General features: G+C 39.7%; 16 protein-coding genes, 13 tRNA genes, 1 rRNA gene, 2 pseudogenes and 1 riboswitch. Of the genes and pseudogenes, 5 read left to right on the top strand and 27 right to left on the bottom strand.

Annotated features, from left to right (window positions below):
- Positions 1-5 precede the first annotated feature (5 nt).
- Entirely contained in the window at positions 6-1,109 is a 1,104-nt protein-coding gene (gcvT, locus tag B1R93_RS14505; protein ID WP_088104703.1) for a glycine cleavage system aminomethyltransferase GcvT, read from the bottom strand.
- Between the two features lie 169 nt (positions 1,110-1,278).
- A riboswitch (glycine riboswitch) is annotated at positions 1,279-1,375 on the bottom strand.
- 240 nt (positions 1,376-1,615) lie between these two features.
- On the opposite strand from gcvT, the gene B1R93_RS14500 reads away from it, so the two are divergent.
- Both B1R93_RS14500 and B1R93_RS14495 read left to right on the top strand, forming a co-directional pair.
- Complete coding sequence (locus B1R93_RS14500; RefSeq protein WP_088104702.1) at positions 1,616-3,289, top strand: DEAD/DEAH box helicase; 1,674 nt, start codon at positions 1,616-1,618, stop codon at positions 3,287-3,289.
- The gene (locus tag B1R93_RS14495; protein ID WP_088104701.1) at positions 3,267-4,064 is read left to right on the top strand and encodes a YqhG family protein; all 798 of its coding nucleotides are present in this window, start codon (positions 3,267-3,269) and stop codon (positions 4,062-4,064) included. Before B1R93_RS14500 ends, B1R93_RS14495 begins: the two co-directional genes overlap by 23 nt.
- Before the next feature lie 42 nt (positions 4,065-4,106).
- On the opposite strand, the gene B1R93_RS14490 is transcribed toward B1R93_RS14495, so the two are convergent.
- The gene (locus tag B1R93_RS14490; RefSeq protein WP_088104700.1) at positions 4,107-4,295 is read right to left on the bottom strand and encodes a DUF2759 domain-containing protein; all 189 of its coding nucleotides are present in this window, start codon (positions 4,293-4,295) and stop codon (positions 4,107-4,109) included.
- A 276-nt stretch (positions 4,296-4,571) separates the two neighbouring features.
- On the opposite strand from B1R93_RS14490, the gene B1R93_RS14485 reads away from it, so the two are divergent.
- Positions 4,572-5,207, top strand: coding sequence for an MBL fold metallo-hydrolase (locus B1R93_RS14485; protein ID WP_088104699.1), 636 nt, complete (start codon positions 4,572-4,574; stop codon positions 5,205-5,207).
- Positions 5,208-5,786: 579 nt separating this feature from the next.
- On the opposite strand, the gene B1R93_RS14475 is transcribed toward B1R93_RS14485, so the two are convergent.
- From B1R93_RS14475 to comGC, 9 genes are all read right to left on the bottom strand, one after another.
- Positions 5,787-6,032: a DUF2626 domain-containing protein gene (locus tag B1R93_RS14475; protein ID WP_088104697.1), complete on the bottom strand. Its 246-nt coding sequence runs from the start codon at positions 6,030-6,032 to the stop codon at positions 5,787-5,789.
- A gap of 144 nt (positions 6,033-6,176) precedes the next feature.
- Positions 6,177-6,890: a helix-turn-helix transcriptional regulator gene (locus B1R93_RS14470; protein ID WP_088104696.1), complete on the bottom strand. Its 714-nt coding sequence runs from the start codon at positions 6,888-6,890 to the stop codon at positions 6,177-6,179.
- Positions 6,891-7,017: 127 nt separating this feature from the next.
- Positions 7,018-7,221 carry a YqzE family protein gene (locus tag B1R93_RS14465; protein WP_088104695.1) on the bottom strand — a complete coding sequence of 68 codons (204 nt, stop codon included), beginning with the start codon at positions 7,219-7,221 and terminating at the stop codon, positions 7,018-7,020.
- A 36-nt stretch (positions 7,222-7,257) separates the two neighbouring features.
- Positions 7,258-7,752, bottom strand: a complete 495-nt coding sequence (locus B1R93_RS14460; RefSeq protein WP_245308335.1) for a shikimate kinase — start codon at positions 7,750-7,752, stop codon at positions 7,258-7,260.
- A gap of 10 nt (positions 7,753-7,762) precedes the next feature.
- Positions 7,763-8,137, bottom strand: coding sequence for a competence type IV pilus minor pilin ComGG (gene comGG, locus B1R93_RS14455; protein WP_165763830.1), 375 nt, complete (start codon positions 8,135-8,137; stop codon positions 7,763-7,765).
- The gene (locus tag B1R93_RS14450; protein WP_165763829.1) at positions 8,127-8,576 is read right to left on the bottom strand and encodes a ComGF family competence protein; all 450 of its coding nucleotides are present in this window, start codon (positions 8,574-8,576) and stop codon (positions 8,127-8,129) included. The genes comGG and B1R93_RS14450 overlap by 11 nt, the downstream gene beginning before the upstream one ends.
- Entirely contained in the window at positions 8,563-8,847 is a 285-nt protein-coding gene (locus tag B1R93_RS14445; RefSeq protein ID WP_245308334.1) for a hypothetical protein, read from the bottom strand. The genes B1R93_RS14450 and B1R93_RS14445 overlap by 14 nt, the downstream gene beginning before the upstream one ends.
- A 19-nt stretch (positions 8,848-8,866) precedes the next feature.
- Positions 8,867-9,304 (bottom strand): competence type IV pilus minor pilin ComGD, encoded by a 438-nt coding sequence (gene comGD / locus B1R93_RS14440; protein WP_088104690.1) that lies wholly within the window; start codon positions 9,302-9,304, stop codon positions 8,867-8,869.
- Positions 9,301-9,612 carry a competence type IV pilus major pilin ComGC gene (comGC, locus tag B1R93_RS14435; protein WP_425348963.1) on the bottom strand — a complete coding sequence of 104 codons (312 nt, stop codon included), beginning with the start codon at positions 9,610-9,612 and terminating at the stop codon, positions 9,301-9,303. Before comGC ends, comGD begins: the two co-directional genes overlap by 4 nt.
- Before the next feature lie 169 nt (positions 9,613-9,781).
- Between comGC and yidD the strand changes: the two genes are divergently transcribed.
- Positions 9,782-10,030, top strand: coding sequence for a membrane protein insertion efficiency factor YidD (gene yidD / locus B1R93_RS14430; protein WP_088104689.1), 249 nt, complete (start codon positions 9,782-9,784; stop codon positions 10,028-10,030).
- 177 nt (positions 10,031-10,207) lie between these two features.
- Here yidD and B1R93_RS14425 read toward each other — a convergent pair.
- Positions 10,208-10,899: pseudogene (locus tag B1R93_RS14425) on the bottom strand (IS3 family transposase); the annotation flags it as partial.
- Here B1R93_RS14425 and B1R93_RS14420 point away from each other — a divergent pair.
- A pseudogene (locus B1R93_RS14420) lies at positions 10,900-11,269 on the top strand (ISL3 family transposase); the annotation flags it as partial.
- A gap of 119 nt (positions 11,270-11,388) precedes the next feature.
- On the opposite strand, the gene B1R93_RS14415 reads toward B1R93_RS14420, so the two are convergent.
- The 15 genes from B1R93_RS14415 to rrf all read right to left on the bottom strand — a co-directional run bounded on the left by B1R93_RS14415 (position 11,389) and on the right by rrf (position 13,129).
- A tRNA-Leu gene (locus B1R93_RS14415) sits at positions 11,389-11,470 on the bottom strand.
- A gap of 10 nt (positions 11,471-11,480) precedes the next feature.
- Positions 11,481-11,556: transfer RNA gene (locus B1R93_RS14410), tRNA-Lys, on the bottom strand.
- Positions 11,557-11,816: 260 nt separating this feature from the next.
- Positions 11,817-11,891: transfer RNA gene (locus B1R93_RS14405), tRNA-Glu, on the bottom strand.
- An 11-nt stretch (positions 11,892-11,902) separates the two neighbouring features.
- Positions 11,903-11,993 (bottom strand) — tRNA-Ser (locus B1R93_RS14400).
- A gap of 1 nt (position 11,994) precedes the next feature.
- Positions 11,995-12,069 (bottom strand) — tRNA-Asn (locus tag B1R93_RS14395).
- Between the two features lie 9 nt (positions 12,070-12,078).
- Positions 12,079-12,149 (bottom strand) — tRNA-Gly (locus B1R93_RS14390).
- Between the two features lie 39 nt (positions 12,150-12,188).
- A tRNA-Arg gene (locus B1R93_RS14385) sits at positions 12,189-12,265 on the bottom strand.
- Between the two features lie 7 nt (positions 12,266-12,272).
- Positions 12,273-12,344: transfer RNA gene (locus B1R93_RS14380), tRNA-Gly, on the bottom strand.
- A gap of 2 nt (positions 12,345-12,346) precedes the next feature.
- A tRNA-Gln gene (locus B1R93_RS14375) sits at positions 12,347-12,421 on the bottom strand.
- A gap of 7 nt (positions 12,422-12,428) precedes the next feature.
- Positions 12,429-12,513, bottom strand: a tRNA-Tyr gene (locus B1R93_RS14370).
- Positions 12,514-12,536: 23 nt separating this feature from the next.
- Positions 12,537-12,610, bottom strand: a tRNA-Met gene (locus B1R93_RS14365).
- Between the two features lie 5 nt (positions 12,611-12,615).
- Positions 12,616-12,747: a hypothetical protein gene (locus B1R93_RS23695; RefSeq protein ID WP_280949487.1), complete on the bottom strand. Its 132-nt coding sequence runs from the start codon at positions 12,745-12,747 to the stop codon at positions 12,616-12,618.
- Positions 12,748-12,809: 62 nt separating this feature from the next.
- Positions 12,810-12,902: transfer RNA gene (locus B1R93_RS14360), tRNA-Ser, on the bottom strand.
- A 12-nt stretch (positions 12,903-12,914) separates the two neighbouring features.
- Positions 12,915-12,990: transfer RNA gene (locus B1R93_RS14355), tRNA-Ala, on the bottom strand.
- A gap of 23 nt (positions 12,991-13,013) precedes the next feature.
- A 5S ribosomal RNA gene (gene rrf, locus B1R93_RS14350) occupies positions 13,014-13,129 on the bottom strand.
- Between the last annotated feature and the right edge of the window lie 296 nt (positions 13,130-13,425).

The following is a 13,425-nucleotide window of genomic DNA, read 5'->3' as shown; positions in this document are numbered from 1 at the left end:
TCCTCCTATCCTCTTCTGCGCTTATAAAACGGGGTTGAAACAACCTTAGCCTTTAAGCGTTTCTTTCTTACTTGTACATCGATTTCGGTATCGATGTCTGTATAATCAATTTCAAGAAGCGCAAGACCAACATTTTTCTTTAATGTCGGTGATTGAGTTCCTGTTGTAACAAATCCTATCTGTTTTTCACCATCAAACACTTCGTATCCTGTCCGCGGAATACCTTTATCGATCATCTCAAGCCCAACAAGTTTTCGTTGTAATCCTTCTGTTTTTTGCTTCGTTAGCGCCTCCTTACCAAGGAAATCGACTTCTTTATTTAATTTCACCGCAAATCCAATGCCTGCCTCAAGGGGCGTGATGTCCGGCGTAAGCTCCTGCCCATATAAAGGTAACTTCGCCTCAAATCGAAGTGTATCTCTTGCGCCAAGTCCACATGGAATGAGTCCTTCTTGTTCTCCAACGCTAAGAAGTGTCTCCCAGAGCTTGCTAGCTTCAGCTGACTGACAATACAATTCAAATCCATCTTCCCCTGTATAGCCAGTACGTGAAATGAGTACTGATACACCTTCAATATCAACATGTTCTACAAAGGAAAACGTCGGAATCGTCTTTACATCATCATTTGCTACCTTAGTTAAAATCAGCTCAGCTTTTGGACCTTGTAAAGCTAGTAGTGCGATCTTATTGGATACATCCGTAATCTCAACATCATCGAGTTGATGTTTCTTCATCCAGGCTACATCTTTCTCAATGTTCGAAGCATTGATGACGAGTAAATAATCGTCTTCGGCTTTGCGATATATGAGTAAATCGTCTACGGTTCCACCAGTTTCATAACACATGGCAGAATATTGAACTTGCCCGTTAATAAGCTTTGATACATCATTTGTTACGAGCATTTGCAAATAAGTTAGTGCCTGAGGTCCCTTAACTTCAACTTCACCCATATGTGACACATCAAATAAACCAGCTTTTGTCCTAACCGCCTCGTGCTCCTCCTTAATGCTCGAAAACTGTACTGGTAAGTCCCATCCGCCAAAATCAATCGTCCTCGCACCATAGCTTGAATACAAGTCATAAATTGGCGTTCTCTTTAATTCACTCATGTTCTTCCTCCTTTATAAAATCTAGTATGTATTCGCCAAACATACAAAAAAGGACAGAGTTATACACATACATGTATAACTCTGTCCTTTAACCAGAAAGTTTCGTTCTCTGCTAATGCAGGAAGTGTCTTCGTAGGTGGCCTGCAACAGCAAGCACTCTCCAGAGCTGCGTCGAGTAAGAGTCTTTTTGCCTGAGAGATTCGCACATTGTGCTTGCTCCTTCGGCGCCACGCACGTATTGGCGCAGTCTCTCCCCTTACTTTCATCCGCAATTTCATTCAATTATTAGAATCGCAATCATGATTTCTATAAAAATTGGGCAGACTACATACTAGCCCTTTTTATAGACGTCGTCTATGTCATCGTAAATATAATCTTATCCTATCAAGTCGTTGTTATTGACGCAACCACTAATTTTATAACTGTTCAAAAAGTTTCGCTAAGTCTAACTTTTTTGAAAGATATCGTTTTTGTAATAAAAGCAGTCAGAAAGGATGAATCGCGTCATGGAAATAAACATTAACTTTGACCAGAACTGGCAAAACTCTTTTCTAGAAAAACTAGATGAAGATGGCCCTTGGTCAAATTGGGAGCTATTCAAGTTGGCCTATGAGGCAGCGCAACATCAAGCTGTTCCAGATTTCCATGGATTGCTTGCCCCAAAGCATCTACCACAGCTTGAGCCTTTTCCTCATCAAATTGAAGTTGCCAATACTGTTATCGAGAAAATGAACGGTAAAGCAATTTTAGCTGATGAAGTTGGGTTAGGAAAAACAATTGAAGCAGGACTAATCCTAAAAGAATACATGATTCGTGGTTTAGTAAAAAAAGCGTTAATTCTCGTACCAGCCTCACTTGTATCGCAATGGGCTATCGAACTAAATACAAAATTTTATATCCCTGCAGTTGCTCAGAAAAAAGCCTATGTTTGGGAACAATGTGATGTAGTTGTCGCATCTATTGATACTGCCAAACGACAGCCGCACCGTGATATTGTTATGGATCAACCTTACGATCTGGTTATCATTGATGAGGCTCATAAACTAAAAAACCCAAAAACCAAAAACTATGAATTCATTCGGAACTTAAAAAAGAAGTTTTGCCTATTACTTACTGCTACTCCTGTTCAAAATAAACTTGAAGAAATATTTAACCTTGTATCTTTACTGAAGCCAGGTCATCTTGGTGATATCTCAAGCTTTGAAAAAGAATATCGTTCTAACAAACGTGCACCTAAAAATGAAGAAAAGCTTCGAGAGCTTGTAAATAAAGTAATGGTACGTAACCGCCGTGAGGAAACTGGGATTGAATGGACGAAGCGAATTGTTGAAACTGTTCCGATTACGTTCAGTGAAAAAGAGCGTGCTTTTTATGACGCAATCTCTAACCTAAAGGGCAGCTCCAATCACTTCGCTCTTTTAACATTAAAACGAGAGATTTGTAGTAGCAGAGAGGCCGCATTTATGACGTTAAAAAATATCATTGAGAAAGCACATGAGGAAGAAAGACGCGTGCCTGATGCGGAGAAGCTCATTCAATCAATCGGGGAAATAGATGGCCATGCCAAAGCTGAGAAAGCATTAGAGCTTGTGAAACAAATTGATGATAAAGTGATCATTTTTACTGAATACCGGGCAACTCAGCTTTACCTCCAATGGTATTTAAAACAAAACGGAATCTCATCCGTTCCATTCCGAGGCGGATTTAAACGCGGAAAAAAGGATTGGATGCGTGAACTCTTTCAAAATCATGCTCAAGTGTTAATTGCGACCGAAGCTGGCGGTGAGGGGATAAACCTACAATTTTGCAGTCATATTATTAATTATGACCTGCCTTGGAACCCAATGCGAATTGAACAAAGAATCGGTCGTATCCATCGACTAGGTCAAAAAAATGATGTTCATATCTATAATTTTGCCGTCACTGATACAGTGGAGCAGCATATTTTAGAGCTACTTTACGAAAAAATTAATTTATTTGAAAGTGTCGTAGGTGAATTAGATGATATCCTAACAAAAATTGAATTACCTGCAATTGAAGAGCATATGAAGGATATTTTAATGAACTCTGATTCTGACGGAGAAGTCAAAATTAAGCTTGATCACCTTGCTTCAATTATGAATGAACAACGTGACCAACTAGAGGACGGTGACTACGATGCAGCAGCAACATCTTCATAATTTTTTAGAACGTTATTTTGAAGCAAATGATAGTCCAGTTATCGAAAGTACACCGAGCCATTTAACCGTGCAGCTTTCGATCGAACTTGATAAACGATTAATGAACCGGCCATTTTACTGGCACTATCTTGAAAAAACAGGTGGAACTCCTCAGCCCGCCCAATTGACCTTTATTACTAACCAGGAAAATGCTCCTGAAGATATTAAAGGGGAACTCATTCACTTTGGAGCCCCAAGGCTTCACCAGCTGTTTGAATCAACACGGGAACTAGGCGGATTTATACGGTTGTATGAACAAGTTAATGCTTTAGGGAATAAATCGATTCCTTTACAACCTTGGCTTTGCCTAAATGCAAAAGTATCCTTTCAATGTGATCGGAAGAAAGAGGTACTACTTTCGCTCGGATTAAATCTAATACATGGCCAAATTGTACCTAACTTTTATGACCATATTAAAGATAAATCACTAACACCCAAAATACCTGACTTTTGTTTTAATCTTTCGCCGCTTATTACGCCGAAAAGTGGGATTCTCCGATTACAAAAGATGGTTCAAACCTATGCAGAAAATGAAGACCCGACATGGGCAAATGAGGCAATAAAACGGTGGGAAGCCGATCTTACGTTATTAGAAGCATTTTACGAGGAGTACGAAGAAAAACCAGAGAGCTATGAACTAGAAAAAGAAGCATTAAAAGAACAATATGAACCGAGAATTCATGTTGAAATTGTAAACGGTGGAATGTTTTATTTACAGCAGCAAGTCTTTCAATAGAAAAACCCTCTTGTTAAAAAACAAGAGGGTTTTTCTTATTACTTAGTGTCCAGTAGGGGCACCTGTTCCGGTAGTAATGATTGAAAAAATGGTCATAACCGAAAACCATCCAAAAACAATGAATGTTAGTGCCGCAAAACCAACTGCAAAAAAGTTTTTTCTGCGAAGTTCACGAATGACAGCGAACGCACAAAGAATTGCAATTAGCAAAAATACGATCGATAAAAACATACTGACTCCCCCTCCTTATGTAGAAGACTCTGCACCCAGATTCGTTACTCTAATTATAAATGGCGTAGAGAAGCACGTCAGCCTTAAATTATGACAAAGCTGTAACAAAATACGTTCTCTTTTTTAGCTTGGGCAATTCGTCTCTATTTTACTCCTTTTCCAACCATTTGTCGAGACAGAATCGATTAAACTAGATGTCTTACCAGTTCAACTTTGATTCCAGGTAATAGAAAAGGTAAGATAAGTATAAACCATTATTTTATCGGAGGAGATAGTATGAAATGGACCCAGATTCCTTTAGGGCCTTTACAAACAAATGCATACATCATTACAAACAATGCAAACGAAGCCATTATTATTGATCCAGGTGGAAATGGAGATAAGCTTATTACATGGCTAAAAAGTCATTCCCTTACCCCTGTTGGTATTTTATTAACACATGCTCACTTTGACCATATCGGGGCTGTTGACGAAGTCAGGAATGAATACGGATGCGATGTTTACCTACATAAGAAAGAAAAAAGTTGGCTCTCTGATCCATCTAAAAATGGCTCTGGTCGCTTCGCAGGGATTTCTGCCATTACCGTACGTGATGCTGATGTCTATATTACTGAAGAGACAACGCTCTCAATCGGTTCGTTTTCATTTGAAGTATTTGAAACCCCTGGTCATTCACCTGGTAGTGTTTCTTTTTTCGATAAAACAAATAACGTCGTCTTTTCTGGTGATGCCTTGTTCGCTAGCAGTATTGGAAGAACGGACTTATTAGGTGGAAACCATGAGCAATTATTAACAAGTATTCATAATAAATTATTAACTCTGCCAGAGGAAACTATCGTCGCTTGTGGTCATGGACAAGTAACGACCATTGGTCAAGAAATGGATAGCAATCCGTTTTTATCAGGATTTTAAAAGAGCGCTGAAAAAGGTGGTTTTTCCTTTTTCAGCGCTCTTTAAGTAATGTGCGAAGCCGTTGCCTGGTTTTGAAAGCCCTGCTATGAGTGGTTTTCTCATAGCAGGGCGAGCAACGTGTGGAGCCATTACTTCTTCTTTGGTTACAAAGAAGTAGTTTTTCAGTGGCCATGCTACGAGGGTTTCTCGTAGCATGGCGCGCAATGTGCGAAGCCATTACTTCTTCTTTGAATTACTAAAAGAAGGTTTTTCAGTAGCCTCCCTCTGGTCGGCTGCCGGCGCTCGCTTTCGCTTCCGCCTATTAAACCTGAGCCTCCCTCTGGTCGGCTGCCGGCGCTCGCTTTCGCTTCCGCCTATATAAAAAAAGAGGCCTCCTAATGGAGACCGCAAGGGGAGTAAATCGTATTGATACATGAACGATGAGGGGAGGGGAACTCCCTTTCATTGTCTTCACCAATGTATATATATATTTTATAAATAGTTTTCCACTATGTCAATAGTAGAAACTTTCTATCAAAACACAAAAAAACCGACACTTTTTTAAAAGAATCGGTTTTTTGCCGTGTATGTAACTACTTATTAATGACCACCAAAACTTGGAACTAATAAGAAAGTTGAGTAATACGTGAAGCCTACGAAGAAAATTGTTAAGTATGCACCAAAAATATAGATGTATACTCTCTCGGATAAGTTTAAATAGCTTAATGCTAATAATGCTCCTGTTTGTGCAAAGAATAGCAAAGCCATATTATACATATCACCAGTAAAGAACAATACAGAGAAAATCCCTGTCCAGAATGCTAATACACGAAACATACGCTCCATTTGGTTCCCCTCCTTTTCTTACCATTCGCTCTCTTTATAGAGAAAGCATTAAATCAGGATATCAAATGATTGAGTACATCAATATTATATACGAGTCCTTCTTTAGTGTAAATGCTTGACGATGGCAAAAATGTGTCACGTTCCTTAGTTACCTTCTAAGACAACTTTCGAATACGAACAAGCATGTGATGAGGAATCATTCATTAATATTTCCTCTTTTAAATTACTTTTTCCAAAAAAATACGAAAATATGCCATTAAAAAGCTCATGATGCATAGAACAAAGTGAAACTGGGTGGATATGAATCAACTCTTTAAACGTACAATTATGAATGGTGAAATGAATTTCTTCCTTGCCTTCTACATACTCAATTTCTGGATTTAAGCCTTGGTTTGTTGCAATCTCCTCAATACAATTAGCCTTCTCCTGTACCGATAATTGAGTCACTTCAAGATTTTTCTGTCTCACATAAAACTCAGCACTTTCAAACCCATATTTATAGCCAACTTGTTTCAGCGCTTTTAAGCCTTCGTCCCCTAAATCGGCAAGAGCTTCTAAGCTTAACTGAGCTAACCTTTGAAAGTCACGGTACGGAAATTGCAAGTGAATAACTTTATCTGATAATAAGTAAAAACGGCTAGGCCGCCCACCCTTCCCCGTTTTCTTAAGTTCAGAGATAATCATACTTACATCTTCTAATTTAGTTAAATGCAAACGAGCCACATTTGAGTGAATAGAAAACTCTTCAGCAATTTCAGATACAGTGACTCCCTCTCGTTTTTTTGTAATATATTCATATATGGAGAAACGTGTTGGATCAGACAAGACATTTGTAATTTTTAAAGTATCCTGCTTCACTTCGAACCACTCCCGAAAAATCCTTGATTCTTCTATTATATACAGATTTCTTTACAATGACATCTTATTCTTCCAACCTTCTTAAAATGGACATAGAAAAAGGCACACCACCGACGATGTACCTTTTTTACTTTCTTTTTCGTTTGTTCGCTTTTCCTCGTCTATTCAAGAGCAACGACAACCCCATAGGAAGAACTCCAAATACATGGGAGGATAGCGATAAACGTTCGGCCTTTCGTTGTTCACGCGCCATTCTCCGTTCCTCTTTTGGTTGGTCTATCCGGCGTACGAATTGTTCAGTTACAAATTTTACATAATCATTAAAGGACATTCTATCACCTCTATATCAAGAGTATGCCCATACATGCTAAGCTTTAAGCAACAATCCCTTTAATTCCTGAACAATTTGCATAACCGTTTTTTCAGTCGTATCAATAATAATATCAGCTTGCTTGTATAAAGGAAGTCTCTGTTGGAACAGCTCTAAAACCGCTTGTTTATTCTTATTTTGCAATAATGGTCGTGATTCATCACCCTCAGTTCTCCGAATAATTTCATCAATTTCACAATGTAAGTATACAACGGTCCCTCTTTCATCCATTATCTCCCTGTTTTCTTTACGGATGACAATTCCACCACCTGTTGTTACGAGCAGTGGCTTTTCCTTTAACTCCTGCAATGCTTTTGTTTCTAAATCTCGAAAATACTGCTCTCCCTTTTCCTGAAAAAGCTCCCGAATTTGGACTTGTTCTTCGTTTTCAATCCACTGATCCGTATCAACTACCTGATAACCCAATGCCTTTCCTAACGCCTGTCCAATCGTTGTCTTTCCTGACCCCATAAACCCTGTAAGATAGATCATTTGCTTCAATTTACGAAACCTCCCAATACTCCTCCAAATCATGTGTACCAACATCCAAATAAAGCTTAGCAAATCGTTTATGTCCAGAAGCTAACTGTGCCTCCAACGTAACGTAGACTCGTTCCATTTGGTTCTGTACCATTAGTGTAACTGTCCCGTGTTCATATGAAAAGATGTGAGTTTCAGGAATATCATTTTTTTTACTTAATTCAATTAAATCGGATACAGCGGCTTGTAATAATGACTCTAATAATAATAGATGCTCTTGTTCAGTTATAATACGCTTCTCGCTTAAATAGCTATCCAATTGATACGCGACAGAAGCACATAGTAACACTGTAAGAATGAGGGTTATTGGATAGACGAATCCTTCTTCATTCCTCATCATTTCTCCCCTTTCTTAAATGATACATGGCCATCATTGATCTTTTTTTAGAGAGGGAATTGTATAAAACTACTTCACATTCAACTTTTGTTTCTAAGCTGCGACAGTCGAAACGATTGACCTCTGCTAGCATCTGAACATGCCCTGTTCCATTTTTAAGCCGTCGTATTAGTCCAGATTGTGTTCGTTCAAATGTGATCTGATCTCCATTCCCTTTGTAAAGGACAAGCTTGTTATATGTGCCATCGATTTCTACACTTTCTTTCACTTCATGAGCAATTTGGTTTAAAAAAATCGTTAATTCAGCTTGCGAACTGTAGGTTGGAAGGTAGGTTTGATATGTGTTCATCATTAGCGGAAAAAGTGACACAAGTAGCAGGAAGGAACTAAGGATAAGAAGACTTTCGACAAGAGTAAATCCAGCTTCATTTTTTAGCATAATGACACCGTTCATATTTCCTTTGATTTGCCCCAATCCAAGTTACACAAAGTTGATATAGCTCGCCTTCTAACAGCCGTTCGGAGATATTGGCGTCAGAAAAAGGAAATGATTCAATTGATTCATTTAATAAATAGTGATGAATTTGCCTCTCCAAGTAGAAAGTCACTTCTTCTTGTTGACGAATCGTTAACCTTTCTTGAGAAATAGAAATTAACATAGGGAGAACAATCATCGTAACCATCGTTAATAAAGTTAAGGAGAGCATCACCTCAATCAAGGTAAAACCTTTACAATTCTCGATAGTAAACCCTCCCCTTTCCTAAATAAATGGTGTAAAAAAACTCACGATCATGAATCATAACTTTAATTGTTCCCGACTTACGCGGATTCCCATTTGGCAAAAATGAAATATCATTAATTCCCATCGTAACAGCAGAAAACATTATCTTATCGTGCTGGAACGCTCGTCTCATATATTCCTCCGTTGTGGAAAAACGAATCGTATAATAATTCTGTTGATTATCAACATATACTGAAGTTGTACGACCATTTGTTATCGCAATATGCTGAGCAAGTAGGAGATCCTCTTTTATTTGATATGCAATGTACTCAGTTTGCTCGGAATGAAAAGTAGATTGAAGTGTTACTGAAGGGATAATAAGAAGGAGCGATAATATAGAAAGGGAAATGAGTAATTCAATAAGGGAATAACCATTTTGGGTCATCGTGAAGACGTTTTTCTTACAATTTCACCGTCGATAAGATCCAGCTCTTCATTACCAGGACAATCTGTTTGTTCAACATAGCCTGATAAGTCTGTCAGCTGTTGCGGTGGGGAGCCTTTTTCAATTTCATAAGCATGCACTTGAGTTTGTAATAATTTTATTGTCGCATCACAACCTTTTTCACTAGCAACTTGATTGTTCTTTGTCATATTTGGAATAGCAATCAGTAATAAAATGGAGATAATCATTAATACAACAAGCATTTCAATTAATGTAAAGCCCTTCTCTTCAAATATGGAGTATTTCAAATAAATCACCTCAGAAAATAGTAATCGGGGTCATGCGAGGAATAGCTTAGCGGGAAAGTAATCTACTCAAACCTCCTTTCATCATAATCTTTGTTATAATTAGACACAGACTATCAAAATCCTTCATGACATCTGTAAAAATTTATCTTTTTTTGAGAGGCTGAATTGAATGAAAAACGTTTTACTTTTTATAATTAGAAGCTATCAACGGCTCATCTCTCCATTAAAACCGCCAACTTGTCGTTTTTATCCAACATGCTCGCATTACGGTATGGATGCAATTAAGAAGCATGGTGCATTAAAAGGAGGTTGGCTAACAATAAAACGAATTAGCAAATGTCATCCTTTTCACCCAGGAGGCATCGATCCTGTTCCTGATCAAGTAAAATTTATAAAGAAACAACCCAATAAAAAATAGGAGAGGATAAAAAGCCTGAAAAGAGCTTGCAATGGCCCCGTTCACTAAGCACCTTACAAGGCACTCATAGTAAGGGTTTTAAAACATGTAGCGACTCCTCACATTGCTACGGGGATGTCCCTAAAGGTTAAGAACGAACCTAATCTGTCCCCCTTGTAAAGGACATTTTAAAAAAGGTCATGCCACATGGAGAAGATGATTTCTGTATTGAACAGGGGTCATCTTCTTTAAATTCCTTGGTATCTAAAGTTGTTATAATACGTAATGTAATTTTTTATCTCTCTTTTGAGTTTTCCTATTGAATTACAAGGTTTAATATCAGCTTCATCTTTGAAATGCCCAAAGAAGGATTCCTGTGGTGCATCATCCCAAAAGTTTCCCTTTCTTGACATGGACTGTCCAAGGTTCATTTGTTTTACTTGTTTTTGAAAAGTTGGGTAAGTATAGTGAAATCCTTGTTCAGAGTGAATCAAAGATCCTTCTGCTAACTTGGCTCGTTTATTCTTCTTCAATTTTTATAATGTACCTGTAACTAGATCTAATGTCATTCGACTAGACACATTATAGGAAAGAATCTCATTCGTTGATCCATCTTTAATGGTTGACAAATAAGCCTTAACTTCCCTTCCCATAGTAAAGGTATGTAATATCAGTAAGTAACACTTTTCCTGGAACTGATTGTCTGAATTTACGTTTTAACAGGGGTTTGGTAGTACTAAATGTTCTTTAGTGGCTTTCAACATTTTCTTATAAGGATCGGCTCTTCTAATAGGCCATACCATCTGGTACTTCTTCATAATTCGGCGAAGTCGTTTTAAGTTGTATGTGAATTGAAACTGTCCTTCTAACGTCATCTTTATCTGACGTGCTTAACGATGTCTTCAGAATTACGGGAGGCGTCTCAGTTAAAAGAATCCTTCCGAGAAAGGTTCTATCATGCAAAGGAATTAGGAAAGCAAGGACGGATGGAAGAAGTAAAACAGCGGCTTTACGCTTTCTATCAAAAGGTAGAAGCGAGTGAAGTAGAAGAATTTCATCGAGCGATTCAAACGTTGAAGAATTGGCAAAAGGAAATATTGAATAGCTTTGCTTTTGGATTAAACAACGGGTTTATAAAATGGCTAAACAATCAAACCAAAGTGATTAAGCGAAATGCTTTTGGTTTTCGACGATGTGATCGTCTTCGTCATCGGATTTAATTGCCATCAGTACAAACATTATCAATTCGGGGTAGGATAAGAGGTGCGTCCTCTCCTCACTACCCCAACATTTAACTAGGAACCAAAAATTGTAAACACCTTCTGAGATCGTTGTCAATAAAAAAACTTCCAAAGGTTTTCCTTTGAAAGTTTTAAGTATGCGGGTGAAGGGAGTCGAACCCCCACGTCATAAGACACTAGATCCTAAGTCTAGCGCGTCTGCCAATTCCGCCACACCCGCGTATATAAAATGGTGAGCCATGAAGGACTCGAACCTTCGACCCTCTGATTAAAAGTCAGATGCTCTACCAACTGAGCTAATGGCTCTTGCATATTTGAAGATTATTCACTATATGTGTCTCTTCCTCTACTAGCTAGGCTTCGTAGTTCGCTGTGTCGAGACAACTCGTAGTATTTCGACGAAGTAGTGCTCGTCTCTACCAACTGAGCTAATGGCTCTTGCATATTTGAAGGTTATTCACTATATGTGTCTCTTCCTCTACTAGCTAGGCTTCGCAGTTCGCTGTGTCGAGACAACTAAGCTAATACTCTGGAATTTATAATAAGAATTTCCTCAATATCTTTCATGGTGACCCGTACGGGATTCGAACCCGTGTTACCGCCGTGAAAGGGCGGTGTCTTAACCGCTTGACCAACGGGCCTATATATAAAATGGCGGAGAAGGAGGGATTTGAACCCTCGCGCCGCGTAAACGACCTACACCCTTAGCAGGGGCGCCCCTTCAGCCACTTGGGTACTTCTCCTTGGCTCCACAGGTAGGACTCGAACCTACGACCGATCGGTTAACAGCCGATTGCTCTACCACTGAGCTACTGTGGAATAAGTAAAAGCGGGTGATGAGAATCGAACTCACGACATCAGCTTGGAAGGCTGAGGTTTTACCACTAAACTACACCCGCATGTTTTTTCTATTTAATTTTCATTACAAAAGTGATTTGTGGCGCGCCCGAGAGGAGTCGAACCCCTAACCTTTTGATCCGTAGTCAAACGCTCTATCCAATTGAGCTACGGGCGCATTTATAAGCGGAAGACGGGATTCGAACCCGCGACCCCCACCTTGGCAAGGTGGTGTTCTACCACTGAACTACTTCCGCATTGGCTGGGCTAGCTGGATTCGAACCAACGCATGACGGAGTCAAAGTCCGTTGCCTTACCGCTTGGCTATAGCCCAATATAAATGGTGGAGGGGGACGGATTCGAACCGCCGAACCCTTAGGGAGCGGATTTACAGTCCGCCGCGTTTAGCCACTTCGCTACCCCTCCATTAAGTTCTAAAAAAATTGGTATTGCGGGGGAAGGATTTGAACCTCCGACCTTCGGGTTATGAGCCCGACGAGCTACCAGACTGCTCCACCCCGCGTCGTTTTAAAAGAATACATCTTCCTCTTCTCGTGTTTCAAGAAGGTCATGCGTCGATGTTACTCGTAGCATTTTCATGATGAGAATGCTCGTTGCTCCACCCCGCGTCGTCATATAGTAATGGATGTTGTTTTTCACTGAAGAATACATCTTCCTCTTCTCGTATATTCTGAGAAGGTAATGCGTCGATGTAGATTAGATGGCGGAGGAAGAGGGATTCGAACCCCCGCGCGGTTTAACCCGCCTGTCGGTTTTCAAGACCGATCCCTTCAGCCGGACTTGGGTATTCCTCCGCATGAATTATATGGTGGAGCCTAGCGGGATCGAACCGCTGACCTCCTGCGTGCAAGGCAGGCGCTCTCCCAGCTGAGCTAAGGCCCCATAATAAAAGATTAATTAGTTATGCCTGGCAACGTCCTACTCTCGCAGGGGGAATCCCCCAACTACCATCGGCGCAAAAGAGCTTAACGACCGTGTTCGGCATGGGAACGGGTGTGACCTCTTCGCTATCGCCACCAAACTTTTTGACTTCAGATAACCGGCGAATTTCTTCGTCAGCTGCATGATCTTCGGTCATGTCACGTACGGATGTACACTCCATTCCTCAGTCACTTGCTTCCTCGAACTTCTTGGTTCTCTTTGTCAAACTAAGAATGTTGAGATGATTCTCTCAAAACTAGATAATGTGTAAACAAGTCACAATTTGAAAAGTGTGACATATGTCAAGAATGTTATTGGATAAGTCCTCGACCGATTAGTATCTGTCAGCTCCACGTGTCGCCACGCTTCCACACCAGACCTATCAACCTCATCATC

It is taken from the genome of Halalkalibacter urbisdiaboli, from assembly GCF_002156385.1.
GTDB classification, from domain to species: Bacteria; Bacillota; Bacilli; order Bacillales; family Bacillaceae_D; genus Halalkalibacter_A; species Halalkalibacter_A urbisdiaboli.
This window is presented reverse-complemented; position numbering and strand designations above follow the sequence as displayed.

Coding starts and splice junctions, on each gene's coding strand:
- B1R93_RS14500 (WP_088104702.1), top strand. CDS start 1,616: ATGGAAATAAACATTAACTTTGACCAGAACTGGCAAAACTCTTTTCTA.
- B1R93_RS14460 (WP_245308335.1), bottom strand. CDS start 7,752: ATGATCTATCTTACAGGGTTTATGGGGTCAGGAAAGACAACGATTGGA.
- yidD (WP_088104689.1), top strand. CDS start 9,782: ATGAAAAACGTTTTACTTTTTATAATTAGAAGCTATCAACGGCTCATC.
- B1R93_RS14475 (WP_088104697.1), bottom strand. CDS start 6,032: ATGGAGCGTATGTTTCGTGTATTAGCATTCTGGACAGGGATTTTCTCT.
- B1R93_RS14495 (WP_088104701.1), top strand. CDS start 3,267: ATGCAGCAGCAACATCTTCATAATTTTTTAGAACGTTATTTTGAAGCA.
- B1R93_RS14490 (WP_088104700.1), bottom strand. CDS start 4,295: ATGTTTTTATCGATCGTATTTTTGCTAATTGCAATTCTTTGTGCGTTC.
- B1R93_RS14465 (WP_088104695.1), bottom strand. CDS start 7,221: ATGTCCTTTAATGATTATGTAAAATTTGTAACTGAACAATTCGTACGC.
- B1R93_RS14485 (WP_088104699.1), top strand. CDS start 4,572: ATGAAATGGACCCAGATTCCTTTAGGGCCTTTACAAACAAATGCATAC.
- comGD (WP_088104690.1), bottom strand. CDS start 9,304: ATGACCCAAAATGGTTATTCCCTTATTGAATTACTCATTTCCCTTTCT.
- comGG (WP_165763830.1), bottom strand. CDS start 8,137: ATGAGGAATGAAGAAGGATTCGTCTATCCAATAACCCTCATTCTTACA.
- gcvT (WP_088104703.1), bottom strand. CDS start 1,109: ATGAGTGAATTAAAGAGAACGCCAATTTATGACTTGTATTCAAGCTAT.
- B1R93_RS14450 (WP_165763829.1), bottom strand. CDS start 8,576: ATGCTAAAAAATGAAGCTGGATTTACTCTTGTCGAAAGTCTTCTTATC.